The organism is Pseudomonas sp. Irchel s3a10, assembly GCF_900187525.1.
GTDB classification, from domain to species: Bacteria; Pseudomonadota; Gammaproteobacteria; order Pseudomonadales; family Pseudomonadaceae; genus Aquipseudomonas; species Aquipseudomonas koreensis_G.
In genome coordinates, this window is record NZ_FYDR01000002.1 from 103,856 (window position 1) to 127,561 (window position 23,706).

General features: G+C 61.6%; 20 protein-coding genes and 1 other RNA gene. 18 read left to right on the forward strand and 3 right to left on the reverse strand.

The annotated features are described in order from the left end of the window. Positions 1-16: 16 nt before the first annotated feature. A complete protein-coding gene (locus CKW11_RS06070) occupies positions 17-379 on the reverse strand; it encodes a YraN family protein (RefSeq protein WP_007961623.1) in 363 nt (120 codons plus the stop codon). After that, positions 379-2,190 carry a penicillin-binding protein activator gene (locus CKW11_RS06075; protein ID WP_095136852.1) on the reverse strand — a complete coding sequence of 604 codons (1,812 nt, stop codon included), beginning with the start codon at positions 2,188-2,190 and terminating at the stop codon, positions 379-381. Before CKW11_RS06075 ends, CKW11_RS06070 begins: the two co-directional genes overlap by 1 nt. A 177-nt stretch (positions 2,191-2,367) precedes the next feature. Between CKW11_RS06075 and rsmI the strand changes: the two genes are divergently transcribed. The 18 genes from rsmI (at position 2,368) to lpxC (ending at position 21,920) form a co-directional block, all read left to right on the forward strand. Next, positions 2,368-3,273: a 16S rRNA (cytidine(1402)-2'-O)-methyltransferase gene (rsmI, locus tag CKW11_RS06080; RefSeq protein WP_095136853.1), complete on the forward strand. Its 906-nt coding sequence runs from the start codon at positions 2,368-2,370 to the stop codon at positions 3,271-3,273. A gap of 73 nt (positions 3,274-3,346) precedes the next feature. Beyond that, positions 3,347-3,700: RNase P RNA component class A (gene rnpB, locus CKW11_RS06085), an RNA gene on the forward strand. 401 nt (positions 3,701-4,101) lie between these two features. Further along, on the forward strand, positions 4,102-4,557 hold the full coding sequence (mraZ, locus tag CKW11_RS06090; protein WP_003228026.1) for a division/cell wall cluster transcriptional repressor MraZ: 456 nt from the start codon (positions 4,102-4,104) through the stop codon (positions 4,555-4,557). After that, entirely contained in the window at positions 4,554-5,501 is a 948-nt protein-coding gene (gene rsmH / locus CKW11_RS06095) for a 16S rRNA (cytosine(1402)-N(4))-methyltransferase RsmH (RefSeq protein WP_007961626.1), read from the forward strand. The genes mraZ and rsmH overlap by 4 nt, the downstream gene beginning before the upstream one ends. Beyond that, positions 5,498-5,791 carry a cell division protein FtsL gene (gene ftsL / locus CKW11_RS06100; RefSeq protein WP_095136854.1) on the forward strand — a complete coding sequence of 98 codons (294 nt, stop codon included), beginning with the start codon at positions 5,498-5,500 and terminating at the stop codon, positions 5,789-5,791. Before rsmH ends, ftsL begins: the two co-directional genes overlap by 4 nt. Next, positions 5,791-7,530, forward strand: coding sequence for a penicillin-binding protein 2 (locus tag CKW11_RS06105; protein ID WP_177325626.1), 1,740 nt, complete (start codon positions 5,791-5,793; stop codon positions 7,528-7,530). Before ftsL ends, CKW11_RS06105 begins: the two co-directional genes overlap by 1 nt. Continuing rightward, positions 7,530-8,993: a UDP-N-acetylmuramoyl-L-alanyl-D-glutamate--2,6-diaminopimelate ligase gene (locus CKW11_RS06110; RefSeq protein WP_095136855.1), complete on the forward strand. Its 1,464-nt coding sequence runs from the start codon at positions 7,530-7,532 to the stop codon at positions 8,991-8,993. Before CKW11_RS06105 ends, CKW11_RS06110 begins: the two co-directional genes overlap by 1 nt. Beyond that, entirely contained in the window at positions 8,986-10,353 is a 1,368-nt protein-coding gene (murF, locus tag CKW11_RS06115; RefSeq protein ID WP_095136856.1) for a UDP-N-acetylmuramoyl-tripeptide--D-alanyl-D-alanine ligase, read from the forward strand. The genes CKW11_RS06110 and murF overlap by 8 nt, the downstream gene beginning before the upstream one ends. Further along, positions 10,353-11,435: a phospho-N-acetylmuramoyl-pentapeptide-transferase gene (gene mraY, locus CKW11_RS06120; protein WP_025109289.1), complete on the forward strand. Its 1,083-nt coding sequence runs from the start codon at positions 10,353-10,355 to the stop codon at positions 11,433-11,435. Before murF ends, mraY begins: the two co-directional genes overlap by 1 nt. A 5-nt stretch (positions 11,436-11,440) precedes the next feature. Beyond that, the gene (gene murD, locus CKW11_RS06125) at positions 11,441-12,787 is read left to right on the forward strand and encodes a UDP-N-acetylmuramoyl-L-alanine--D-glutamate ligase (RefSeq protein ID WP_095136857.1); all 1,347 of its coding nucleotides are present in this window, start codon (positions 11,441-11,443) and stop codon (positions 12,785-12,787) included. Next, the gene (gene ftsW / locus CKW11_RS06130; RefSeq protein WP_047599228.1) at positions 12,784-14,001 is read left to right on the forward strand and encodes a putative lipid II flippase FtsW; all 1,218 of its coding nucleotides are present in this window, start codon (positions 12,784-12,786) and stop codon (positions 13,999-14,001) included. The genes murD and ftsW overlap by 4 nt, the downstream gene beginning before the upstream one ends. Next, positions 13,991-15,061, forward strand: a complete 1,071-nt coding sequence (gene murG / locus CKW11_RS06135; protein ID WP_027612180.1) for an undecaprenyldiphospho-muramoylpentapeptide beta-N-acetylglucosaminyltransferase — start codon at positions 13,991-13,993, stop codon at positions 15,059-15,061. The genes ftsW and murG overlap by 11 nt, the downstream gene beginning before the upstream one ends. After that, positions 15,054-16,514: a UDP-N-acetylmuramate--L-alanine ligase gene (murC, locus tag CKW11_RS06140; protein ID WP_007961634.1), complete on the forward strand. Its 1,461-nt coding sequence runs from the start codon at positions 15,054-15,056 to the stop codon at positions 16,512-16,514. The genes murG and murC overlap by 8 nt, the downstream gene beginning before the upstream one ends. After that, positions 16,511-17,485: a D-alanine--D-alanine ligase gene (locus CKW11_RS06145; protein ID WP_027612179.1), complete on the forward strand. Its 975-nt coding sequence runs from the start codon at positions 16,511-16,513 to the stop codon at positions 17,483-17,485. The genes murC and CKW11_RS06145 overlap by 4 nt, the downstream gene beginning before the upstream one ends. A gap of 4 nt (positions 17,486-17,489) precedes the next feature. Then, on the forward strand, positions 17,490-18,356 hold the full coding sequence (locus CKW11_RS06150; protein ID WP_095136858.1) for a cell division protein FtsQ/DivIB: 867 nt from the start codon (positions 17,490-17,492) through the stop codon (positions 18,354-18,356). A 15-nt stretch (positions 18,357-18,371) separates the two neighbouring features. Next, positions 18,372-19,631: a cell division protein FtsA gene (ftsA, locus tag CKW11_RS06155; RefSeq protein WP_007989901.1), complete on the forward strand. Its 1,260-nt coding sequence runs from the start codon at positions 18,372-18,374 to the stop codon at positions 19,629-19,631. 68 nt (positions 19,632-19,699) lie between these two features. Continuing rightward, positions 19,700-20,896, forward strand: coding sequence for a cell division protein FtsZ (gene ftsZ / locus CKW11_RS06160; RefSeq protein ID WP_007961637.1), 1,197 nt, complete (start codon positions 19,700-19,702; stop codon positions 20,894-20,896). Between the two features lie 112 nt (positions 20,897-21,008). Further along, positions 21,009-21,920, forward strand: coding sequence for a UDP-3-O-acyl-N-acetylglucosamine deacetylase (lpxC, locus tag CKW11_RS06165; protein ID WP_007961638.1), 912 nt, complete (start codon positions 21,009-21,011; stop codon positions 21,918-21,920). Positions 21,921-22,089: 169 nt separating this feature from the next. On the opposite strand, the gene CKW11_RS06170 is transcribed toward lpxC, so the two are convergent. Then, positions 22,090-23,598, reverse strand: a complete 1,509-nt coding sequence (locus CKW11_RS06170; protein ID WP_095136859.1) for a sensor domain-containing diguanylate cyclase — start codon at positions 23,596-23,598, stop codon at positions 22,090-22,092. Positions 23,599-23,706 lie beyond the last annotated feature (108 nt).

Genomic DNA, 23,706 nt, shown 5'->3' on the forward strand with positions numbered 1-23,706 from the left:
GGTGGTGTGCAGAGAATCAACCATCGAACGCATTCTGCAACCAGTTCAACTGATCGGGGTGCCTGTCGATGGCCACCACGTCGAAGCGGCAAGGGGAATCGGCCCAGCGTGACTCACGCTGAAGAAAATACTGTGCGGCGAAAATCAGTTTCTGCCGTTTGCGCTCATCGATGCTAGCGAGCGCGCCACCCCATTGAGTGTTTTTTCTGTAGCGGACTTCGACGAATACTACTGTATCGCCATCAAGCATGACCAGATCAAGCTCGCCCCGTTTGCATGACCAGTTCTGCGCCAGCAGGCGCAGACCCTGGTGTTGCAGATGCTCGAGCGCCTGGCGCTCGGCATCCTTTCCGCTTTGCAGGTGCGAGCCGTCGGGCATCAGCGCGGGGTGTCCGGCAGGCGCTGAACCTGACCGCTGACGAACTGCGCCCAAGGCAACTGACGCACAACACGCTGGGTCTGGGTCATGCCGAGGCTACCCGACTCACCGTCAATGCGGCTGTCGGGCAGGGCCTTGAGTTGACCCAGGCGCGGTGCCAGGCGGTAGGCATCCACACCCATCGCGTACAGGCGGCCGAGGCTCCCGGCAGCTTGCGGCCACTGCGCAACCACTTGCTGGCGCAGTGGATCGCTGTTGTCCAGCAACCATGGGGTTTCGCAGAAGCGCACGCCGTTCATGTCGTTGTATTGGTTCACATCGCCACTGGCGCTGTAGACGTGGGAAGTTGCGTACACCGGAACGTCACCCGCGTACTGGAAGTTCAGGGTCGGCTTGATCTGCTGCGCCTGTTGCGGCGTGGCTGCGAGGAAGATGAACTCGATGTCCTGACGACGCGACGGCTGCGCGGCTACGTTGGTGCCAGCGGCGTTCTGCAGGCTCTTGGCGCGGGCTTCGCTTTGACGCAGCTGGAACATGTCGGCGATCTGCTGGGCCAGTTGCACCGGCTGATCGACGCGTTCGGTGGCAACAATGCTGCCGCCATTGGCCTGCCAGTCCTGGCTGAAAGCGCGCAGTACGCGGTCGCCCCATTCGCCTTTCGGCACCATGATCGCCGCGCGATGCAGGCCGTCGGCGCGGGCACGACGCGAGACCTCGCGAGCTTCGTCCTCAGCGGCCAGGCCGAACTGGAACAGTTGCGCGGGGCCTTGATCGCCTTCGCTGTAGTTCAGCGCGAGGGTGGTGATCGGCAGTTGAGGGCGAGTGCTCAGTTGTTTGACCAGCGGTTTTTCCAGCGGGCCGACCACCAGTTGCACGCCATCAGCCTGAGCCTTGCGGTAGAACTCGTCCATCGAGGTCAGCTTGGAGCTGTCGTAGAACTCGATCGCAGGCGGTTTTTGTCCGGCCTGTTGAGCCTGATAGTGCGCCGCCATGAAGCCTTCGCGCAGTGCTTTACCGACCGCTGCCAGCTGACCGTCTTGCGGCAGCAGCAGGGCGATCTTGCTCAGGGGCTGGCTGGCCAGTTCCTTGAGTTTGGTCAGTGGCAACGGCAAGTTGATCGCCGCCGGGTGCTTTGGATTCTGCGCGCGCCAGGTATCGATCGCCGCTTGCTGCTGTTCCAGGGTGCCGGCGGATTTCACTGCCAGTGCCAGACTCATCCAGCCGCCGAGGTCGTCGGTAGTGTTGGGTTGCAGTTGGTCGGTCGGCAGCGAGCCAATCAGAGTCCAGATGGCTTCGTTGTTCTTGCTTGCGGCTTCGCCTTGCAGCATCGGCGCGATGAACACGCGCTCGCGAGCGGCTGCGAGTGTCTGACCGTCGGCTTCCAATGCGCGGGCATGCACGGTGCCGGTGCGCACTTGCTGATCTTCCGGCATTTCGCTCAGGTGCTGCAGGCTCGGATGGCTCAGAGCGGTCAGCGCAGCTTTCGGCTGATTGCGGGTCATCGCCAGTTCAGCGGACAGGGTGCTGGCGAAGATCTGCTGGCCTGGCTTCAACTGCTCCATCGGCACTTGTTGCAGGATCTGCGCGGACTGCCCGGCGTTGCCCTGGCGATAAGCCAGGTCTGCCGCGCTCAGGCGCAACAGGGCGGCTTTTTCCGGCGTCTTGGCCTGGGTCGCCTGTTCGAGCAGTTGCTCGATGCTGGCATCCGGAGTCCGTGGAAGTTCGCCAAGGCTGGAGGAGGGGGAGCTGGCGCAGGCCGCCAGCAAGGCAGCGAGGCAGAGGGCAGTGAACAGCCGCAGGCAAGCGATCATGTAAGTGTTCCTGATACTCGATCAAATTAGCGTGGAATTGTACCCAAGCACTGGCCGGGGCGCGATGTTACTGGCGTGAATCAATCAATTTAGCTGGAGTAAATGTTGCGGCGGCGCACAACTGCGTGCAAAACCGCGCTCGGCTCATACGGTTCGCAAGCCTCGTGACGCGTTACAATGCCGGCTTTTACCGAACACGAGGTGTGCGCTTTGACTGCTCCAGGTCCTTTGAATTCCGCTGCTGGCTCGCTTTATGTGGTGGCGACGCCCATCGGCAACCTGGACGACATCAGCGCCCGGGCCCTGAAGATCCTCCGCGAGGTTGCACTGATTGCCGCCGAAGACACGCGGCACTCGGCGCGACTGATGCAGCACTTCGGCATTGCCACGCCGTTGGCCGCCTGCCACGAACACAACGAACGTGATGAAGGTAGCCGCTTTATTACCCGTTTGCTGGCGGGCGATAACGTCGCGCTGATTTCCGATGCCGGGACGCCACTGATTTCCGATCCGGGTTACCACCTGGTGCGTCAGGCGCGGGCGGCGGGGATTAATGTGGTGCCGGTGCCGGGCGCCTGTGCGTTGATCGCGGCGTTGTCGGCGGCGGGTCTGCCCTCCGACCGCTTCATCTTCGAAGGCTTCCTGCCGGCCAAGTCGGTAGGGCGCAAGGCGCGCCTGGAAGCAGTAAAGGAGGAGTCGCGCACGTTGATTTTCTACGAGGCCCCGCATCGCATTCTCGAATGCCTGCAAGACATGGAAGCGGTGTTTGGTGGCGAGCGTCAGGCGTTGCTGGCCCGGGAAATCACCAAAACCTTCGAGACGCTCAAAGGCTTGCCGCTGGCTGAGTTGCGTGGATTTGTCGAGTCCGACAGCAATCAGCAGCGTGGCGAATGCGTGGTGCTGGTCGCGGGCTGGTCTGCGCCGGAGTCTGAAGATGCGGTCAGCAGCGAGGCGATGCGCGTGCTCAATCTGCTGCTCGAAGAGATGCCGCTCAAGCGCGCTGCCGCGCTGGCCGCGCAAATCACCGGCGAGCGCAAAAACGTCCTTTACCAGGTCGCACTCGATCAGCAGAAGGGCGAGTAACCCGTCGCGCAGACAGGTTTCACGGCTATTAGCGCTTGTTCTTCGGGCGCTCTGCCGTTAACCTGCGCGGCGGAGAGTCGATCGGACAGTCGCTGCCCTCTATGAAAATTAGGGGGGGGAGGAAAGTCCGGGCTCCATAGGGCGAAGTGCCAGGTAATGCCTGGGAGGCGTGAGCCTACGGAAAGTGCCACAGAAAATAACCGCCTAAGCGCTTCGGCGCCGGTAAGGGTGAAAAGGTGCGGTAAGAGCGCACCGCACGTCTGGCAACAGTTCGTGGCTAGGTAAACCCCACTTGGAGCAAGACCAAATAGGGTCCCAAGGCGTGGCCCGCGCTGGGACCGGGTAGGTTGCTAAAGATGTCCAGTGATGGCCATCGTAGACGAATGACTGTTCAAGACAGAACCCGGCTTACAGATCGACTCTCCACCTTTTTCTTTCCCTGCTTGAATCAATGGCGTCAGGGCTGGTTATTATCGGCAGGCCTGCGCTAAAGTCCGGCAGCGGCAAATGCGGTAATAGCCATTTCCCACCTTGCTTCAATCAACAGCAGAAGCGCTTTTGTAATACCGAAAAAATCTTACTCTTAACAAATTACTTTAACTTCCGAGCGCAGCTTTCAGTGCTGCATCAAGTTATTGGTCAAAAGTATCCGCCAAATTGTCGTTACCCCTCCTTTTAAGCTCCTAAATCTCCGTTCTGTAAGGGTTTTCCTTTAATCCGCGCCTTGACGGTGTGGTGGGCGCATTCCTATAGTGTGCGCAAGTGGCGGAAAGTGGCATGAAGTGGGTTTTTTGAGCTCAAAACGATAAAAATTGGAGAAACGCTGACGTGTTTCGCGGAGCTAACGCTATCAGTCTCGATGCAAAGGGCCGTCTCGCCATGCCGAGCCGGTACCGTGACGAGCTCGTTTCGCGTAGTTCCGGCCAATTGATCGTGACCATTGATGCTGTTGATCCGTGCCTGTGTGTCTATCCGCTCGACGAGTGGGAAATCATTGAAACCAAGTTGCGCGCACTCCCTTCGCTACGCGAAGAGAACCGTCGCCTGCAGCGCTTATTGATTGGTAATGCCGTCGACCTCGAACTCGACGGCAGTGGTCGTTTTCTGGTTCCACCGCGTCTGCGCGAATACGCCAAGCTTGATAAGAAAGCGATGCTGGTGGGCCAACTGAACAAGTTCCAACTGTGGGACGAGGATGCATGGAACGCGGTGTCTGCCGCTGACCTTGCTGCTATTCAACAACCGGGCGCCATGCCTGACGAACTGCGTGATTTGATCCTGTGACTATTGATAGCGGCTTTAACCACATCACCGTACTGCTTGACGAAGCCGTCGAGGCTCTCGCCGTACGTCCTGATGGCTGCTATCTGGACGGTACGTTCGGGCGCGGCGGGCACAGTCGGCTGATCCTCAGCCAGCTCGGGACGGACGGTCGACTCATCGGATTCGACAAGGATCCTCAAGCGATTGCCACCGGGCAAACGCTAGCGGCCGAAGACGGCCGCTTTGTCGTTGTGCAGCGCAGCTTTGCCGAACTGGGTTCGGTGGTTGCCGAGCAAGGTCTGAGCGGTAAGGTCAGCGGTATCCTGCTCGACCTCGGCGTGTCGTCGCCGCAGCTGGATGACGCCGAGCGCGGCTTCAGTTTCCTCAACGACGGTCCGCTGGACATGCGCATGGATCCGTCCCGTGGCATCAGCGCCGCCGAATTCGTCAACACCGCGCCGGTGGAAGAAATCGCCCGGGTGTTCAAGGAATACGGCGAAGAACGTTTCTCCGGGCGCATGGCCCGTGCCGTGGCCGAGCGCCGCGACATCAAGCCGTTCGAGCGCACCGCTGATCTTGCCGAAGTTCTGAAAGTCGCCAACCCGGCGTGGGAGAAGGGCAAGAACCCGGCGACCCGTGCGTTCCAGGGTTTGCGCATTCACGTCAACAACGAACTGGGCGATCTGGAAGCCGGCCTCGAAGCCGCACTGGATGCTCTGGAGATCGGTGGCCGTCTGGTGGTCATCAGTTTCCACTCGCTGGAAGACCGCATCGTCAAACTGTTCATGCGCAAGCTGGTGAAAGGCGAAGCCGACAACCTGCCGCGCAACCTGCCCGTGCGCCATGTGGCGTTCGAACCGAAAATCAAAATCCATGGCAAAGCGCAGACGGCCTCCGACGCCGAACTCAAAGCCAACCCACGTTCCCGTAGCGCTGTCATGCGCGTCGCGGAGAAGTTGCGGTGAGCAAGCTTTTCGCCAAGCCCCTGCCGGGCGGCAGCTTCTTCATGCTGCTGCTGTTTATCGGCGTGCTCGTGTCGGCCATCGGCGTGTCTTACAGCGCGCACTGGAACCGGCAGTTGCTCAACAATCTTTATAACGAACTCAGCGTGCGCGACAAGGCGCAGGCCGAGTGGGGGCGCCTGATTCTCGAGCAAAGCACCTGGACTGCGCACAGCCGCATCGAAGTGCTGGCCACCGAACAACTGAAAATGCACATCCCTGGCGCGGCTGACGTGAAGATGGTGGCGCCATGATGAAACTTGAAGGCGCACTCTTCCCGTGGCGCTTCCGCCTGATGGTGGCACTGCTCGGCGTGATGGTTGCGGCGATCTGCTGGCGCATCATCGACCTGCAGGTGGTTGACCGTGACTTCCTCAAAGGTCAGGGCGATGCGCGCAGTCTGCGTCATATCCCGATTCCTGCTCACCGTGGTCTGATCACCGACCGTAACGGCGAGCCTTTGGCCGTGAGTACCCCAGTGACCACGCTGTGGGCCAACGCCAAGGAAATGCAGACCGCCAAAGAGAAGTGGCCAGCACTGGCCGCCGCGCTGGGTCAGGACCCGAAAGCCCTGACTGAACGCCTCGAAGCGCAAGCCAACAAAGAATTCATTTATCTGGTGCGCGGGCTGACCCCCGAGCAGGGCCAGGCTGTGCTCGACCTGAAAGTGCCGGGCGTTTACGGCATCGAAGAATTCCGCCGCTTCTACCCGGCCGGTGAAGTCACCGCACACATGGTCGGCTTTACCGACATTGACGATCACGGGCGTGAAGGCGTCGAGCTGGCCTACGACGAGTGGCTGGCCGGGGTGCCGGGCAAACGGCAGGTCATCAAGGATCGGCGCGGTCGGCTGATCAAGGATGTCCAGGTCACCAAGAACGCCAAGGCCGGCAAGCCCTTGGCGTTGTCGATTGACCTGCGTCTGCAATACCTGGCCAACCGCGAGCTGCGCAACGCGATCATCGAGAACGGCGCCAAGGCCGGCAGCCTGGTGATCATGGACGTGAAGACCGGCGAGATTCTCGCCATGGTCAACCAGCCGACCTACAACCCGAACAACCGTCGCAACCTGCAGCCGGCGATGATGCGTAACCGCGCGATGATCGACGTGTTCGAACCGGGTTCGACCATGAAAGCGATCTCGATGAGTGCCGCGATCGAAACCGGCCGCTGGAAACCGAGCGACACCGTCGAGGTGTACCCGGGCTCCCTGCAGATCGGCAAGTACACCATCAAGGACGTGTCGAAGACCGAAGGCCCGGTACTCGACCTGACCGGCATCCTGATCAATTCCAGTAACGTCGGCATGAGTAAGGTCGCGTTCGATATTGGTGGCGAAACCATTTTCCGCCTCGCACAGAAAGTCGGCCTCGGTCAGGACACCGGCCTCGGCTTCCCGGGCGAGCGCGTCGGCAACCTGCCGAACTACCGCGAATGGCGCAAGGCTGAAACCGCGACGCTGTCGTATGGCTACGGTATTTCCGTGACCGCGATCCAGTTGGTGCACGCGTTCTCGGCACTGGCCAACAACGGTCGTCTGGCACCACTGACCCTGATCAAAACCGACAAACCGCCGCAGACCACCCAGGTACTGCCGGAAGCGGTCGCGAAAACCATGCAAGGCATGCTGCAGCAAGTGATCGAAGCACCGCGCGGCGTGTTCCGTGCGCAGGTGCCTGCGTATCACGTGGCCGGCAAGTCGGGTACTGCACGTAAAACGTCGGTGGGTACCAAGGGCTACGCCGAAAACTCCTACCGCTCGCTGTTCGCCGGTTTCGGCCCGATGAGCGATCCGCGTTACGCCATCGTGGTGGTGATCGATGAACCGTCCAAGGCCGGTTACTTCGGTGGTCTGGTTTCGGCGCCGGTGTTCAGCCGTGTGATGTCCGGCACCCTGCGTCTGATGAACGTGACCCCGGACAACCTGCCGACCACCCAACAGGCCAACGCTACCCCGGTCGTTCCGCTGAAAGCCAATGGAGGGCGCGGCTGATGTCATTAAGTCTGAACAAGATATTCCCCCACGCCGGCCACGATCTGCTGATCCGTGAGTTGGCGCTGGACAGCCGCAACGTACGCGCGGGTGACCTGTTCCTCGCCGTGCCGGGCGGCAAGTTCGATGGCCGTGCGCACATCGCCGATGCCTTGCAGCGCGGCGCGGCGGCGGTTGCCTATGAAGTGGAAGGCGCCACCGTGCTGCCGATCACCGAAGTGCCATTGATTCCGGTCAAAGGCCTGGCGGCGCAGCTGTCCGACATCGCCGGGCGCTTTTATGGCGAGCCGAGCCATCACCTGAACCTGATCGGTGTCACCGGCACCAACGGCAAGACCAGCGTGACCCAATTGGTCGCGCAGGCACTCGATCTGCTCGGTCAGCACTGCGGCATCGTCGGTACGCTGGGCTCCGGCTTCTATGGCGCGCTGGAAAGTGGTCTGCACACCACGCCGAATCCGATTGCCGTGCAAGCAACTCTTGGCGACCTGAAAAAGGCCGGGGCCAAAGCCGTGGCCATGGAAGTGTCGTCTCACGGTCTGGATCAGGGCCGGGTCACCGCGTTGGCGTTCGACGTCGCGGTGATGACCAACCTGTCCCGCGATCACCTGGATTATCACGGCACCATGGAGGCGTATGCCGAGGCCAAGGCCAAGCTGTTCGCCTGGAATGACCTGAAGTGCCGCGTGGTCAACCTCGACGACGATTTCGGTCGGCAACTGGCCGCCGAAAAACGCGATTCGCGCCTGATCACTTACAGCCTGCTCGACAGCAGCGCCTATCTCTATGTCCGCGAAGCGCAGTTCGATGACCACGGCGTACGCGCCACGCTGGTCACGCCGCAGGGCGAACATCATCTGCGCAGCACGCTGCTGGGTCGTTTCAACCTGAGCAATGTACTGGCGGCAGTCGGCGCCTTGCTCGGTCTGGATTACGCGCTCGACGAAATTCTCAAGGTGCTGCCGAAACTCGAAGGCCCGGCCGGACGCATGCAGCGTCTGGGCGGCGGTACTCAGCCGCTGGTGGTGGTCGATTACGCCCACACCCCGGATGCCCTGGAAAAAGTTCTGACTGCATTGCGCCCACACGTCAAAGGCCAGTTGCTGTGCCTGTTCGGCTGTGGCGGTGATCGTGATCGCGGCAAGCGTCCGCTGATGGCCGAAGTGGTCGAGCGTCTGGCTGATCGCGTGCTGGTCACCGATGACAACCCGCGTACGGAAGATCCGGCACAGATTTTCGACGACATCCGCGCCGGTTTCACCGCTGTGGATAAAGTCACTTTCGTCGCCGGCCGCGGTCAGGCGATTGCTCAACTGATTGCTTGTGCTTCGGCGGATGACGTGATCGTGCTGGCCGGCAAAGGTCACGAGGACTATCAGGAAATCAATGGCGAGCGGCACGCTTTCTCCGATCTGGTCGAGGCCGATCATGCCCTCACCGCGTGGGAGGTGGCCCATGCTTAAGGCCCTGACATTGAGCGAACTGACCAACGTGCTCGACGCCCGTCTGATCAGCACCGATGCCAGTTTCGCTGGCGTCAGCATCGACAGCCGTGCGATCACCGCTGGCCAACTGTTTATTGCCCTGACTGGCCCACGCTTCGATGGTCACGACTATCTGAATGACGTTGCCGGCAAAGGCGCGGTCGCGGCACTGGTCGAGCGCGAAGTCGTCGACAGCACCTTGCCGCAACTGCTGGTCAAGGACACCCGCCAGGCCCTCGGCCAGTTGGGGGCGCTGAACCGCGCCGCGTTCACCCAGCCAGTCGCGGCCATCACCGGGTCCAGCGGCAAGACCACGGTCAAGGAAATGCTCGCAAGCATCCTGCGTACCCGCGGTCCGGTGCTGGCGACGCGCGGCAATCTGAACAACGATCTCGGCGCACCGCTGACCCTGCTCGAACTGGCGCCGGAACACACCGCCGCCGTAATCGAACTGGGCGCTTCGCGTCTGGGCGAAATCGCCTACACCGTCGGGCTGACCAAACCACACGTGGCGATCCTCAGCAACGCCGGCACCGCCCACGTTGGCGAGTTCGGCGGGCCGGAAAAAATCGTCGAAGCCAAAGGCGAGATCATCGACGGACTGGCGGCGGATGGCGTCGCTGTGCTTAACCTCGATGACAAGGCTTTCGGCATCTGGAAGCTCCGCGCCGGCGCACGCAAGGTGCTGACCTTCTCCCTGAACAATCCTCAGGCGGATTTCTACGCCAGCGACCTGAGCACCGATGCCCGGGGTTGCCCGGCCTTCAACCTGCATACACCTGAAGGTGTGGAGCACGTTCAACTGAACCTGCTCGGCACCCATAACGTCGCCAACGCCATGGCTGCCGCCGCTGCCGCTCACGCCTTGGGCGTGTCGCTGTTTGGCATCGCCACCGGGCTTGGCGCGGTACAACCGGTCAAGGGTCGCACCGTCGCGCAATTGGCGAAGAACGGCATGCGCGTGATCGATGACACTTACAACGCAAACCCCACCTCCATGTGCGCTGCCGTTGATATACTCGCCGGCTTTTCCGGCCGCACCGTCCTGGTGCTCGGAGATATCGGCGAGTTGGGCGACTGGGCGGAGCAGGGGCACCGCGACGTGGGCGAATACGCCCGGGGCAAGGTTTCCGCGCTTTACGCGGTCGGGCCGAACATGGTCCACGCCGTGAACGCATTCGGTAAAGAGGCGCATCACTTCGGCACGCAAGCCGAACTGATCCAGGCCCTCGACGCCGAGCAGGACACAAACACCACCATTTTGATCAAGGGTTCGCGCAGTGCAGCGATGGAAAACATCGTTGCGGCTCTGTGCGGGCCCAGTCTGGAGAAACATTAATGCTGCTGCTGCTAGCGGAGTATCTGCAACAGTTCTACAAAGGCTTCGCGGTCTTCCAGTACCTGACCCTGCGCGGGATCCTCGGTGTGCTGACCGCGCTGGTTTTGTCGCTGTGCTATGGCCCGTGGATGATCCGCACCCTGCAGAACCGTCAGATCGGCCAGTCCGTTCGCAATGACGGCCCGCAATCACACCTGTCCAAGTCGGGTACGCCGACCATGGGTGGCGCACTGATTTTGTCTTCCATCGGTGTCAGCACCCTGCTGTGGGCTGACCTCAGCAACCGCTACGTGTGGGTCGTGCTGCTGGTAACTCTGCTGTTCGGCGCCATCGGCTGGGTCGACGATTACCGCAAAGTGATCGAGAAGAACTCCCGTGGCTTGCCAAGCCGCTGGAAATATTTCTGGCAGTCGGTGTTCGGTCTGGGCGCAGCAATCTTCCTTTATATGACCGCCACCACGCCGGTGGAAACCACGCTGATCCTGCCGATGCTCAAGGATTACAGCATTCCGCTGGGCGCCGGGTTCATCGTGCTGACCTACTTCGTGATCGTCGGTTCGAGCAACGCGGTCAACCTGACTGACGGCCTCGACGGTCTGGCGATCATGCCAACCGTGATGGTCGGCGGCGGTCTGGGGATCTTCTGCTACCTGTCGGGTAACGTGAAATTCGCCGAATACCTGCTGATCCCTTACGTGCCGGGAGCAGGCGAACTGATCGTATTCTGCGGCGCACTGATCGGTGCCGGTCTGGGCTTCCTCTGGTTCAACACCTACCCGGCGCAAGTGTTCATGGGTGACGTCGGTGCTCTGGCACTGGGCGCGGCACTGGGCACCATCGCGGTGATCGTCCGTCAGGAAATCGTCCTGTTCATCATGGGCGGCGTGTTCGTGATGGAGACCCTGTCGGTCGTCATTCAGGTTGCTTCCTTCAAGCTGACCGGTCGCCGTGTGTTCCGCATGGCTCCGATTCACCACCACTTTGAACTCAAGGGCTGGCCCGAGCCGCGCGTGATCGTCCGTTTCTGGATCATCACCGTGATTCTCGTGCTGATAGGCCTTGCCACCCTGAAGCTGAGGTAGAACGAGTGTCTCTGATCGCTTCTGACCACTTCCGCATCGTTGTCGGCCTCGGCAAGAGCGGCATGTCCCTGGTTCGCTTCCTGGCGAACCGGGGCGTGTCGTTTGCCGTCGCCGATACGCGGGACAATCCACCGGAACTGGCCACGCTCAAGCGTGACTATCCGCACGTGGAAGTGCGTTGTGGCGAGCTGGACGTCGAATTCCTGTGCCGCGCCGACGAGCTCTACGTGAGCCCCGGCCTGGCGCTGGCGACCCCGGCCCTGCAAGCCGCTGCAGCCCGTGGCGTGAAAATGGCCGGCGACATCGAGCTGTTCGCGCGTAACGCGCGGGCGCCGATCGTGGCCATCACCGGTTCCAACGCGAAAAGCACCGTCACCACTCTGGTCGGCGAGATGGCGGCTGCGGCCGGCAAACGCGTCGCGGTGGGCGGCAACCTCGGTACGCCAGCGCTGGAGTTGCTCAGCGATGACGTCGAGCTGTACGTGATGGAGCTGTCGAGCTTCCAGCTGGAAACCACCGACCAGCTCAACGCTGAAGTGGCCACCGTGCTCAACATCAGCGAAGACCACATGGACCGCTACAGCGGCCTGCCGGCGTACCACCTGGCCAAGCACCGGATCTTCCGTGGCGCGAAGCAGTTCGTGGTCAATCGTCAGGACGCACTCAGCCGTCCGCTGATCGGCGAGGGCCAGCCATGCTGGACCTTTGGCCTGAACAAACCGGATTTCAAGGCTTTCGGCCTGCGCGAGGAAGACGGCGAGAAATACCTGGCCTTCGAATTCCAGAACCTGATGCCGGTGCGCGAACTGAAAGTGCGCGGCGCGCACAACCAGGCCAATGCCCTCGCGGCGCTGGCGCTGGGGCATGCGGTCGGCCTGCCGTTCGACGCCATGCTTGATGCCCTGCGTAACTTCACCGGCCTCGAACACCGCTGCCAGTGGGTGCGGGATCTCGACGGCGTCGGTTATTACAACGATTCCAAGGCCACCAACGTCGGTGCTGCACTGGCCGCCATCGAAGGCCTGGGCGCGGACATCGACGGCAAGGTTGTGCTGATCGCCGGTGGCGATGGCAAGGGTGCCGAGTTCAACGATTTGCGCGATCCGGTAGCGGCCAACTGCCGCGCCGTGATCCTGATGGGCCGCGACTCCGACAAGATCGGCGAGGCTATCGGCGACGCGGTGTCGCTGATTCGCGCCACGTCGCTGGTCGACGCTGTCGCGCAGTGCCGCGCAGTCGCCCAGCCGGGTGACGTAGTGCTGCTGTCGCCGGCCTGCGCCAGTTTCGACATGTTCAAGAATTACGAAGACCGTGGTCACCAGTTCGTCCGCGCCGTGGAGGATCTGGCATGAGCCTGCGCAATATCATCAAGCCGTACCCGTCGCCGATCATCACCGGCCGTGGCATCGACCTCGACTTCCCGATGCTCGCCGGCTGCCTGGCGCTGCTGGGCCTGGGCCTGATCATGATCGCCTCGGCCTCCACTGAAGTGGCGGCGGCGCAATCGGGCAGCGCGCTGTACTACATGATTCGCCACCTGATCTACGTGGCACTGGGTCTGGGCGCCTGCATCGTTACCATGATGATTCCGATCGCCACCTGGCAGCGCCTGGGCTGGATGATGCTGATCGGCGCGTTCGGTCTGCTGGTGATGGTGATCATCCCGGGGATCGGCCGTGAAGTGAACGGATCGATGCGCTGGATCGGTTTCAGTTTCTTCAACGTGCAGCCGTCCGAGATCGCCAAGGTGTTCGTGGTGATCTACCTCGCCGGTTATCTGGTGCGTCGGCAGAAAGAAGTGCGCGAGAGCTGGATGGGCTTCTTCAAGCCGTTCATCGTGCTGCTGCCGATGGCGGGTCTGTTGCTGATGGAGCCTGACTTCGGTGCCACCGTGGTAATGATGGGGGCTGCGGCAGCGATGCTGTTCCTCGGCGGAGTCGGGCTGTTCCGCTTCTCGCTGATGGTGGTACTGGCCGTCGGGGCCGTGGTGCTGCTGATTCAGATGCAGCCGTACCGGATGGCACGTCTGACCAACTTCGCCGACCCGTGGGCCGACCAGTTCGGCGCCGGTTATCAATTGTCGCAGGCGTTGATCGCCTTCGGTCGCGGTGAGTGGCTGGGCGTTGGCCTGGGCAACAGCGTGCAGAAACAGTTCTACCTGCCTGAAGCACACACCGACTTCGTGTTCTCGGTGCTGGCCGAAGAGCTGGGCGCCGTCGGTTCGCTGTGCACCGTCGCGCTGTTCGTCTTCGTGTGTATTCGCGGCATGTACATCGGTTTGTGGGCCGAGAAGGCCAAGCAGTTCTTCGCCGCTTATGTGGCTTACGGTCTGTCGTTCCTGTGGATCGGTCAGTTCCTGATCAACATCGGCGTGAACGTCGGCCTGCTGCCGACCAAGGGCTTGACCCTGCCGTTCCTCAGTTACGGCGGCAGTTCCCTGGTGATCTGCTGCGCCTGCCTTGGCTTGTTGCTGAGGATCGAGTGGGAGAGTCGAACCCACCTGGGCAGTGAAGAGATGGAGTTCCATGAGAGCGACTTCGCCGAGGAGCCGAACCATGGGCGCTAACGTATTGATCATGGCCGGCGGCACCGGCGGCCACGTGTTCCCGGCATTGTCCTGTGCCCGCGAATTCCAGGCGCGTGGCTACACCGTGCACTGGCTCGGCACGCCACGCGGGATCGAAAACGAACTGGTGCCGGCTGCAGGTCTTGAACTGCATCGCATCAATGCCACCGGGTTGCGTGGCAAGGGCAAGCTGTCGCTGCTCAAGGCACCGTTCATGTTGCTCAAGTCGGTGTGGCAGGCGCGGGCGGTGATTCGCAAGCTGCGTCCAGTCTGCGTGGTCGGCTTCGGTGGTTATGTGACCGGGCCTGGCGGGATTGCCGCGAAACTGGCCGGTGTGCCGGTGATCGTTCACGAGCAGAACGCCGTGGCCGGCACCGCCAATCGGTTGCTGGTGCCGTTCGCCGCCCGGGTGTGTGAAGCATTCCCCGACACCTTTACTCTGTCGGACACCCGCCGTACCACCGGAAACCCGGTGCGCAGCGAGCTGTTCCTCGAAACATCGCGACCAGCCCTGGCCGGTCGCAAAGCGCGTTTGCTGATCCTTGGCGGAAGCCTGGGCGCAGAACCGTTGAACAAGTTGCTGCCTGAAGCCCTGGCGCAAGTCCCTGCCGATTTGCGCCCGGAAGTGTTTCATCAGGCCGGCAAAAACCACGATGAAGTGACTGCAGAGCGCTACCGCGCCGCCGGCGTGGATGCGCAGGTGCAGCCGTTCATCAAAGACATGGCCCAGGCCTATGGCTGGGCTGACCTGGTGGTGTGCCGCGCTGGCGCGCTGACCATCAGTGAGCTGGCTGCCGTTGGTCTGCCCTCGATGCTGGTGCCTTTGCCCCACGCGATCGACGATCACCAGACCCGCAACGCCGATTATTTGGCCCGTGAAGGCGCAGCCTTCGTGATGCCGCAAAGAACGACTGGTGCCGCGGACCTTGCCGCGCGCCTGACAGAGGTCTTGATGCAACCGCAACGACTCGAAGAAATGGCCCAAGCGGCCCGCCGTCTGGCCAAACCCGATGCCACCCGTAGCGTGGTCGATACCTGCCTGGAGGTGGCCCATGGTTGAGAATCAGAAAGCCATGCCGCAACCGGAAATGCGCCGCATCCGTCGCATCCACTTCGTCGGTATCGGCGGCGTGGGCATGTGCGGCATCGCTGAAGTGTTGCTGAACCTGGGCTATGAAGTGTCCGGGTCCGACCTGAAAGCTTCGCCGGTGACCGAGCGTCTGGAATCGTTCGGTGCGCACATCTATATCGGCCACCGCGCTGAAAACGCTGCGACCGCCGACGTGCTGGTGGTCTCGAGCGCCGTCAACACTTCCAACCCGGAAGTGGCGACCGCTCTTGAGCGTCGTATCCCGGTGGTACCGCGTGCCGAGATGCTCGCCGAGCTGATGCGCTATCGCCACGGTATCGCCGTCGCCGGCACCCACGGCAAAACCACCACCACCAGCCTGATCGCTTCGGTGTTCGCTGCCGGCGGTCTGGACCCGACCTTCGTCATCGGTGGCCGTCTGAATGCGGCGGGCACCAATGCCCAGCTCGGCACCAGCCGCTACCTGATCGCCGAAGCCGACGAAAGCGATGCGAGCTTCCTGCACCTGCAACCGCTGGTGGCCGTGGTCACCAACATCGACGCCGACCACATGGCGACCTACGACGGTGACTTCAACAAACTGAAGAAAACCTTCGTCGAGTTCCTGCACAACCTGCCGTTCTACGGTTTGGCGGTGATGTGCCTGGACGATCCGGTGGTGCGTGAAATCCTGCCACTGGTCAAGCGTCCGACCGTGACCTACGGCTTCAGCGAAGACGCCGACGTGCGCGCCATCAATGTGCGCCAGCAAGGCATGCAGACCTTCTTCACTGTGCTGCGTCCGGATCGCGAGCCGCTCGATGTGTCGGTGAACATGCCGGGCAACCACAACGTGCTCAACTCGCTGGCGACCATCTGCATCGCCACCGACGAAGGCGTCAGCGACGAAGCCATCGTCCAGGGCCTGTCCGGGTTCCAGGGCGTTGGCCGACGCTTCCAGGTCTACGGCGAACTGCCGGTGGACGGCGGCAACGTGATGCTGGTCGACGACTACGGTCATCACCCGACCGAAGTCGCCGCGGTGATCAAAGCCGTGCGCGGTGGCTGGCCGGAGCGCCGTCTGGTGATGGTCTACCAGCCGCACCGTTATAGCCGCACCCGTGACCTGTACGACGACTTCGTCAATGTACTGGCCGACGCCAACGTGCTGTTGCTGATGGAAGTCTATCCGGCCGGCGAAGAGCCGATCCCGGGCGCGGACAGCCGCAAGCTGTGCAACAGCATCCGTCAGCGCGGTCAGCTCGACCCGATCTACATCGAGCGCGGTGTCGACCTCGCGCCGCTGGTCAAACCATTGCTGCGTGCCGGCGACATCCTGCTGTGCCAGGGCGCCGGGGATATCGGCGGTCTCGCGCCGAAGCTGTTGAAAAGTGAATTGTTCGCCGGCGCCGTGGCTGCGTCGGTCGAGGGGAAGTTGAAATGACTGCTGCCTACGCCAACCTGTTCTCCACCATTGCGCCGAAAGACTTCGGCCGTGTCGCCGTGCTGTTCGGTGGCATGAGTGCCGAGCGTGAGGTTTCGCTGAAATCCGGTAACGCCGTGCTCGACGCGCTGCAAAGTGCGGGTGTGGACGCGTTCGGGATCGACGTCGGCGAGGATTTTCTGCAGCGTCTGCTGAACGAAAAGATCGACCGCGCGTTCATCATTCTCCACGGTCGTGGCGGTGAAGACGGCTCCATGCAGGGCCTGCTCGAATGCGCCGGCATTCCCTATACCGGCAGCGGCATCCTCGCTTCGGCACTGGCGATGGACAAACTGCGCACCAAGCAGGTCTGGCACAGCCTCGGGATTCCGACGCCGCGTCACGCCGTGCTGTGCAGCGAAGCCGATTGTATTTCGGCGGCGACGGAACTGGGCTTCCCTTTGATCGTCAAACCGGCGCATGAAGGTTCAAGTATCGGGATGGCCAAAGTGAGTTCTGCGTCCGAGTTGATCGACGCATGGAAAGCGGCCAGTACCTACGATTCGCAAGTCTTGGTTGAGCAATGGATTCAAGGTCCGGAGTTCACCATCGCCACCCTGCGTGACCAGGTGTTGCCTCCTATCGCCCTGGGTACACCGCACACGTTCTACGACTACGACGCCAAATACATCGCCAACGATACCCAGTACCGCATTCCGTGCGGGCTGGATGCCGCCAAGGAACAGGAACTCATGGATCTCACGGCCAAGGCCTGTGAGGCGCTGGGTATTGCCGGTTGGGGCAGGGCGGACGTGATGCAGGACGCCGACGGGCAGTTCTGGTTCCTGGAAGTGAACACCGCACCGGGCATGACCGATCACAGCCTGGTGCCGATGGCGGCCCGTGCTGCCGGTCTGGACTTCCAGCAACTGGTTCTGGCCATTCTGGCCGCCAGTGTTGAAGGCTCCGGTAACACAGAGGCGCGAGGTTAAGACCATGCAAGGCGCTCATCTCAGACATCAGCCACCCGCACCCGGCCGCAAGCCGGTGCCGCGGGGTGCCAGCCGAATGGTGGCCAAAGAGCCGATGTCCGCGCGCCTGCCGAAAGCCAATTTCGGCTTTCTGAAAAGCCTGTTCTGGCCGGTGCTGCTGGTGGCGCTCGGGTTCGGTACCTACGAAGGCGCACAGCGTTTGCTGCCGTACGCCGATCGGCCGATCACCAAGATCGCCGTGCAGGGCGACCTGAGCTACATCAGTCAGCAAGCGGTGCAGCAGCGAATCGCGCCGTACGTGGCGTCGAGCTTCTTCACCATCGACCTGGCCGGGATGCGTACCGAGCTTGAGCAGATGCCGTGGATCGCCCACGCCGAAGTACGCCGGGTGTGGCCGGACCAGGTGGTGATCCGCCTCGAAGAGCAACTGCCGGTGGCCCGTTGGGGCGACGAGTCGCTGCTGAACAACCAGGGCCAGGCGTTCACGCCGAAGGAACTGGCGAACTACGAACACCTGCCACAGCTGTTCGGCCCACAACGGGCCCAGCAGCAGGTGATGCAGCAGTATCAGGTGCTGAGCCAGATGCTCCGGCCGCTGGGTTTCTCGATCGCGCGCCTGGAACTGCGTGAACGTGGCAGCTGGTTCCTGACCACCGGTGCCGGCAGCTCCGGCCCCGGCATCGAGTTGCTGCTGGGACGCGGCAACCTGGTGGAAAAGATGCGCCGCTTCATTGCCATCTATGACAAGACGCTTAAAGACCAGATTACGAACATTGCGCGCATCGATCTGCGCTACGCCAACGGCCTCGCTGTTGGCTGGCGGGAACCAGTAGCGCCGACGACAGCCCAACCCGCTGTCGCAAAGAATTAAGAAGAGGCAGGACCCATGGCAAACGTGCAAAGCGGCAAAATGATCGTCGGTCTGGATATCGGCACCTCCAAGGTGGTGGCGCTGGTAGGCGAGGTCGCGGACGACGGCACGCTGGAAATCGTCGGTATCGGTACTCACCCGTCCCGCGGCCTGAAGAAGGGCGTGGTGGTGAACATCGAGTCCACCGTGCAATCGATCCAGCGCGCGATCGAAGAAGCCCAGCTGATGGCGGGCTGCCGCATTCACTCGGCTTTCGTCGGCGTGGCCGGCAATCACATCCGCAGCTTGAACTCCCACGGCATCGTGGCGATTCGTGACCGCGAAGTGAGCTCGGCTGACCTGGAGCGCGTACTCGACGCTGCCCAGGCCGTGGCGATTCCGGCTGACCAGCGCGTGCTGCACACCCTGCCGCAGGATTACGTGATCGATAACCAGGAAGGCGTCCGCGAGCCTCTGGGCATGTCCGGCGTGCGTCTGGAAGCCAAGGTTCACGTGGTCACCTGCGCCGTCAATGCTGCCCAGAACATTGAAAAATGCGTGCGTCGCTGCGGTCTGGAAATCGACGACATCATTCTCGAGCAACTGGCCTCGGCCTACTCGGTACTGACCGACGACGAAAAAGAGCTGGGCGTGTGCCTGGTCGACATCGGCGGCGGCACCACCGACATCGCGATCTTCACCGAAGGCGCGATCCGCCACACCGCGGTGATCCCGATTGCCGGTGATCAGGTGACCAACGACATCGCCATGGCGTTGCGCACCCCGACCCAGTACGCCGAAGAGATCAAGATCCGCTACGCCTGCGCCCTGGCCAAACTGGCCGGTGCCGGCGAAACCATCAAGGTGCCGAGCGTGGGCGACCGTCCACCGCGCGAACTGTCGCGTCAGGCCCTGGCCGAAGTGGTCGAGCCGCGTTACGACGAACTGTTCACCCTGATCCAGGCCGAGCTGCGTCGCAGCGGCTACGAAGACCTGATCCCGGCGGGCATCGTCCTGACCGGCGGTACCTCGAAGATGGAAGGCGCCACCGAACTGGCCGAAGAAATCTTCCACATGCCGGTGCGCCTGGGCGTGCCGCATGGCGTGAAGGGCCTGGATGACGTGGTGCGCAACCCGATTTATTCCACTGGCGTTGGCTTGTTGATGTATGGCCTGCAGAAGCAGTCCGACGGGATCTCGTTCTCGGGCATCGGCAGCCGCGACAGCTACAGCAACGAAGAGCCACAGGCGCCGTTGCTGGACCGATTGAAGAAGTGGGTTCAAGGCAACTTCTAAAGCTTTACCGCAACACCGCTACAAAAATGCAGTAGGCGAAAAAACTAGAGAATGTAAGGAGAGGGAAAATGTTCGAACTCGTAGACAACATCCCCGCAAGCCCGGTAATCAAAGTTATCGGTGTTGGCGGTGGCGGCGGCAACGCTGTCAATCACATGGTCAAGAGCAACATCGAAGGCGTCGAATTCATTTGCGCCAACACTGATGCTCAAGCGCTGAAAAACATCGGCGCGCGCACCATCCTGCAACTGGGCACCGGCGTGACCAAAGGTCTGGGCGCTGGCGCCAACCCTGAAGTAGGTCGTCAGGCCGCTCTCGAAGACCGTGAGCGCATTGCCGAAGTCCTGCAGGGCACCAACATGGTGTTCATCACCACTGGCATGGGCGGCGGTACCGGTACCGGTGCTGCACCGATCATCGCCGAAGTGGCCAAGGAAATGGGCATCCTGACCGTTGCGGTCGTGACCCGTCCGTTCCCGTTCGAAGGCCGCAAGCGTATGCAGATCGCCGACGAAGGCATCCGCATGCTCTCCGAAAGCGTCGACTCGTTGATCACTATTCCCAACGAGAAGCTGCTGACCATCCTCGGTAAAGACGCAAGCCTCTTGTCGGCTTTCGCCAAGGCTGACGACGTACTGGCCGGTGCCGTTCGCGGTATCTCCGACATCATCAAGCGTCCGGGCATGATCAACGTCGACTTCGCCGACGTGCGTACCGTGATGAGCGAAATGGGCATGGCGATGATGGGCACTGGCTGCGCCAGCGGTCCGAACCGTGCACGTGAAGCGACCGAAGCGGCCATCCGCAACCCGCTGCTGGAAGACGTGAACCTGCAAGGCGCACGCGGCATCCTGGTGAACATCACCGCCGGTCCTGACCTGTCCCTGGGTGAGTACTCCGACGTGGGTAGCATCATCGAAGCCTTCGCTTCGGAGCACGCGATGGTCAAGGTCGGTACCGTTATCGATCCGGACATGCGCGACGAACTGCACGTCACCGTGGTTGCCACCGGTCTGGGCGCGAAAATCGAGAAGCCTGTGAAGGTCATCGACAACACCGTTCACACCTCCATGGCTGCCGCTCAGGTTCAACAACCGGCTCCTGCGCGTCAGGAAGCTCCGGCGGTGAACTACCGTGACCTGGACCGTCCGACCGTCATGCGCAACCAGGCTCAGGCCGGTGCTGCGACTGCCGCGAAGATGAACCCGCAGGACGATCTGGATTACCTGGACATCCCGGCATTCCTGCGTCGTCAGGCCGATTGATGGAATGTATCAGGGCTATGACGGTGATTGGTGTTCAGCAAAGGCTCGGTCTGCTATTATCGCCAGCCTTTGTTGATACCAGTTCGCAATTTGCGCTGAAGCGGCCCAAGCCATGATTAAACAACGCACACTGAAAAATATTATCCGTGCCACGGGTGTAGGCCTGCATTCCGGGGAGAAGGTCTACCTGACCCTCAAGCCTGCGCCTGTCGACACTGGCATTGTGTTTTGTCGCGCTGACCTCGACCCTGTGGTGCAGATTCCTGCCCGCGCGGAAAACGTCGGTGAAACCACTATGTCGACGACGCTGATCAACGGCGACGTCAAAGTGGACACGGTAGAGCACTTGCTCTCGGCCATGGCTGGCCTGGGCATCGATAACGCCTACGTCGAGCTCTCCGCGTCCGAAGTCCCGATCATGGATGGCAGCGCTGGACCGTTCGTATTCCTGATTCAATCGGCTGGCCTGGAAGAGCAGGACGCCGCCAAGAAATTCATCCGCATCCTGCGTGAAGTGACAGTGGAAGACGGCGACAAGCGCGCCACTTTCGTCCCTTTCGAAGGGTTCAAGGTGAGCTTCGAGATCGACTTCGATCACCCGGTTTTCCGGGACCGCACCCAAAGTGCAAGCGTGGATTTTTCCAGCACTTCGTTCGTAAAAGAAGTCAGCCGCGCCCGTACTTTCGGTTTCATGAGTGACATCGAGTACCTGCGCAAGCACAACCTCGCACTCGGCGGCAGCGTTGAAAACGCGATCGTGGTGGATTCCGATGGTGTACTGAACGAAGACGGCCTTCGCTACGAAGACGAATTCGTGAAGCACAAGATCCTCGATGCGATTGGCGACCTGTACCTGCTGGGTAACAGCCTGATTGGTGAGTTCAAAGGCTTCAAGTCCGGTCATGCACTGAACAACCAGCTGCTGCGCAAGTTGATTGAGCAGACAGATGCGTGGGAAGTGGTGACGTTCGAAGACGCCAGCACTGCACCGATCTCTTACATGCGCCCGGTTGCGGCAGTGTAAGTAAAAAACCTCTCTAGTTTTTTGAAGGCCATCCTCGGATGGCCTTTTTTTATGCCTGCGGTTTTTGTGTTGCCTGGGCTGGCCTCTTCGCGAGCAAGCTCGCTCCCACATTTGGAATGCGTTCCCTTGTGGGAGCGGGCTTGCTCGCGAAGAGGAATCGCCGCAAAAATCAGCCAGCCACCACCACCCGATTGCGCCCACCTTCCTTTGCCTGATACAGCGCCTTGTCCGCTGCAAACAACAACTGCTCCAGCGTCATCTCGCTCGCCGCCGTCCACGTCGCGATGCCAATACTCACCGTCATCGGCCGTTCGGCCCCGTCGACCAACGGCAACTGCTCGACCGCCTGACGAATATGCCCGGCAATCTGCTGTGCACCATGGCCATCGGTCTCGGCGAGGATCACCGAGAACTCTTCGCCGCCGTAACGGGCGACCAGATCCGCCGGTCGTCGCACGTTCGCCGTAATCACCTTGGCCAGCTCACGCAACGCCTGATCGCCGGCCTGATGCCCATGACGGTCATTGAAAGCCTTGAAGTGATCGGCATCGATCATCATCACCGACAGCGGCTTGCCCGAGCGCTGGGCGCGGAACCATTCGTGGCGCAGCGCCTGATCGAGCATCCGCCGGTTGGCCACGCCGGTCAGCGCATCGGTGGCGGCCAGTTGCGCCAGTTCACGCTCGGCGCGCTGGCGCAAGCGCAGCTCACGGGCGAGCAGCCAGGTCAGCCACAGCAGCCCGGCGCACAGCACGCCGGTGGCGCCGCTGATCAACAGCGCGGTGCGGCGCCAGGTGCCGAACACCTCATCACTGGACAGCGCGACCATAACGGTCAATGGCAGATTGCCGACCCGCGAGTAGGTGTAGAGCCGTTGCTGATGATCCATGCTCGAGGTGCTGGTGAAACTGCCACTGCCATCCTTGTCGCCGAGAATCCGCACCACGTTGGGCCGGTTGCTGAAACTCTTGCCGATGGAATCGCTTTGCAGGTACGGCTTCTGCGCGAGCAGTATGCCGTCGCTGTTGATGATGTTCAGCGTGCTGTCTTTGCCAATGTCAAGGCTATTGAAGAGTTGATCGAAGTAGTCGAGTTTCATCGAGGCCACGGCCACGCCAGCGAATTCGCCGGTGTCCGAGGAGATCCGCCGGCTGAAGCTGATGCGCCATTGATTGGCTTCGTCGCAATCGCAGCGGGTCTTGAACGGGCGGCTGATAAACATGCCGGTATCGCGGTTGAAGGCGTGGGCGAGGAAGTAATCGCGGTCGGCAAAGTTGCCTGGCTTGGGTTCGATACGGGATGAGTCGGCGACCACATCGCCTTGCTTGTCCAGCAGCAGGATGTCGCCCTTGAAGCGTGCGGTGGTCGAGCGGTCGAACAGTGCCAGATGGCGGATCTGCGGGGTGACGTCGCGCAAGTCGTCGCGTTGCGCGGCGGCGATCAGGCCTTGCAGGGTCAAGTCGTACAACTCGACCGTGCGCAAGACATCGGCGTCGATGAGCTGGGCGATGGTGGTGGCACTGCGGGTGGCCGATTCCTGAGCGTTGGCGTGCTCACGAATCAGCAGAAAGGTGACGATGCACAGAATCGCGATCACGGTCAGCGTACTGCCGCAGATCAGCAGCAATTCGGGGCGTCCGGTCTTGCCCGCCAGAGGTGGGGTACGGCTCGCGATCATGATGGGGGCTGTCGGTTGAGAGGATCTTATTAGCGTAGTTGCATGAAGTCAGTGACGGTATTCCATTGTGGGAGCGGGCTTGCTCGCGAATGCGCCGTGTCATTCAAC

Excerpts from the sequence above, each read along its gene's own strand:
- CKW11_RS06070 (WP_007961623.1), bottom strand. The coding sequence starts at position 379 with ATGCCCGACGGCTCGCACCTGCAAAGCGGAAAGGATGCCGAGCGCCAG.
- CKW11_RS06075 (WP_095136852.1), bottom strand. The coding sequence starts at position 2,190 with ATGATCGCTTGCCTGCGGCTGTTCACTGCCCTCTGCCTCGCTGCCTTG.
- rsmI (WP_095136853.1), top strand. The coding sequence starts at position 2,368 with ATGCCGGCTTTTACCGAACACGAGGTGTGCGCTTTGACTGCTCCAGGT.
- CKW11_RS06105 (WP_177325626.1), top strand. The coding sequence starts at position 5,791 with ATGAAACTTGAAGGCGCACTCTTCCCGTGGCGCTTCCGCCTGATGGTG.
- CKW11_RS06110 (WP_095136855.1), top strand. The coding sequence starts at position 7,530 with ATGTCATTAAGTCTGAACAAGATATTCCCCCACGCCGGCCACGATCTG.
- murF (WP_095136856.1), top strand. The coding sequence starts at position 8,986 with ATGCTTAAGGCCCTGACATTGAGCGAACTGACCAACGTGCTCGACGCC.
- mraY (WP_025109289.1), top strand. The coding sequence starts at position 10,353 with ATGCTGCTGCTGCTAGCGGAGTATCTGCAACAGTTCTACAAAGGCTTC.
- ftsW (WP_047599228.1), top strand. The coding sequence starts at position 12,784 with ATGAGCCTGCGCAATATCATCAAGCCGTACCCGTCGCCGATCATCACC.
- murG (WP_027612180.1), top strand. The coding sequence starts at position 13,991 with ATGGGCGCTAACGTATTGATCATGGCCGGCGGCACCGGCGGCCACGTG.
- murC (WP_007961634.1), top strand. The coding sequence starts at position 15,054 with ATGGTTGAGAATCAGAAAGCCATGCCGCAACCGGAAATGCGCCGCATC.
- CKW11_RS06145 (WP_027612179.1), top strand. The coding sequence starts at position 16,511 with ATGACTGCTGCCTACGCCAACCTGTTCTCCACCATTGCGCCGAAAGAC.
- CKW11_RS06150 (WP_095136858.1), top strand. The coding sequence starts at position 17,490 with ATGCAAGGCGCTCATCTCAGACATCAGCCACCCGCACCCGGCCGCAAG.
- ftsA (WP_007989901.1), top strand. The coding sequence starts at position 18,372 with ATGGCAAACGTGCAAAGCGGCAAAATGATCGTCGGTCTGGATATCGGC.
- ftsZ (WP_007961637.1), top strand. The coding sequence starts at position 19,700 with ATGTTCGAACTCGTAGACAACATCCCCGCAAGCCCGGTAATCAAAGTT.
- lpxC (WP_007961638.1), top strand. The coding sequence starts at position 21,009 with ATGATTAAACAACGCACACTGAAAAATATTATCCGTGCCACGGGTGTA.
- CKW11_RS06170 (WP_095136859.1), bottom strand. The coding sequence starts at position 23,598 with ATGATCGCGAGCCGTACCCCACCTCTGGCGGGCAAGACCGGACGCCCC.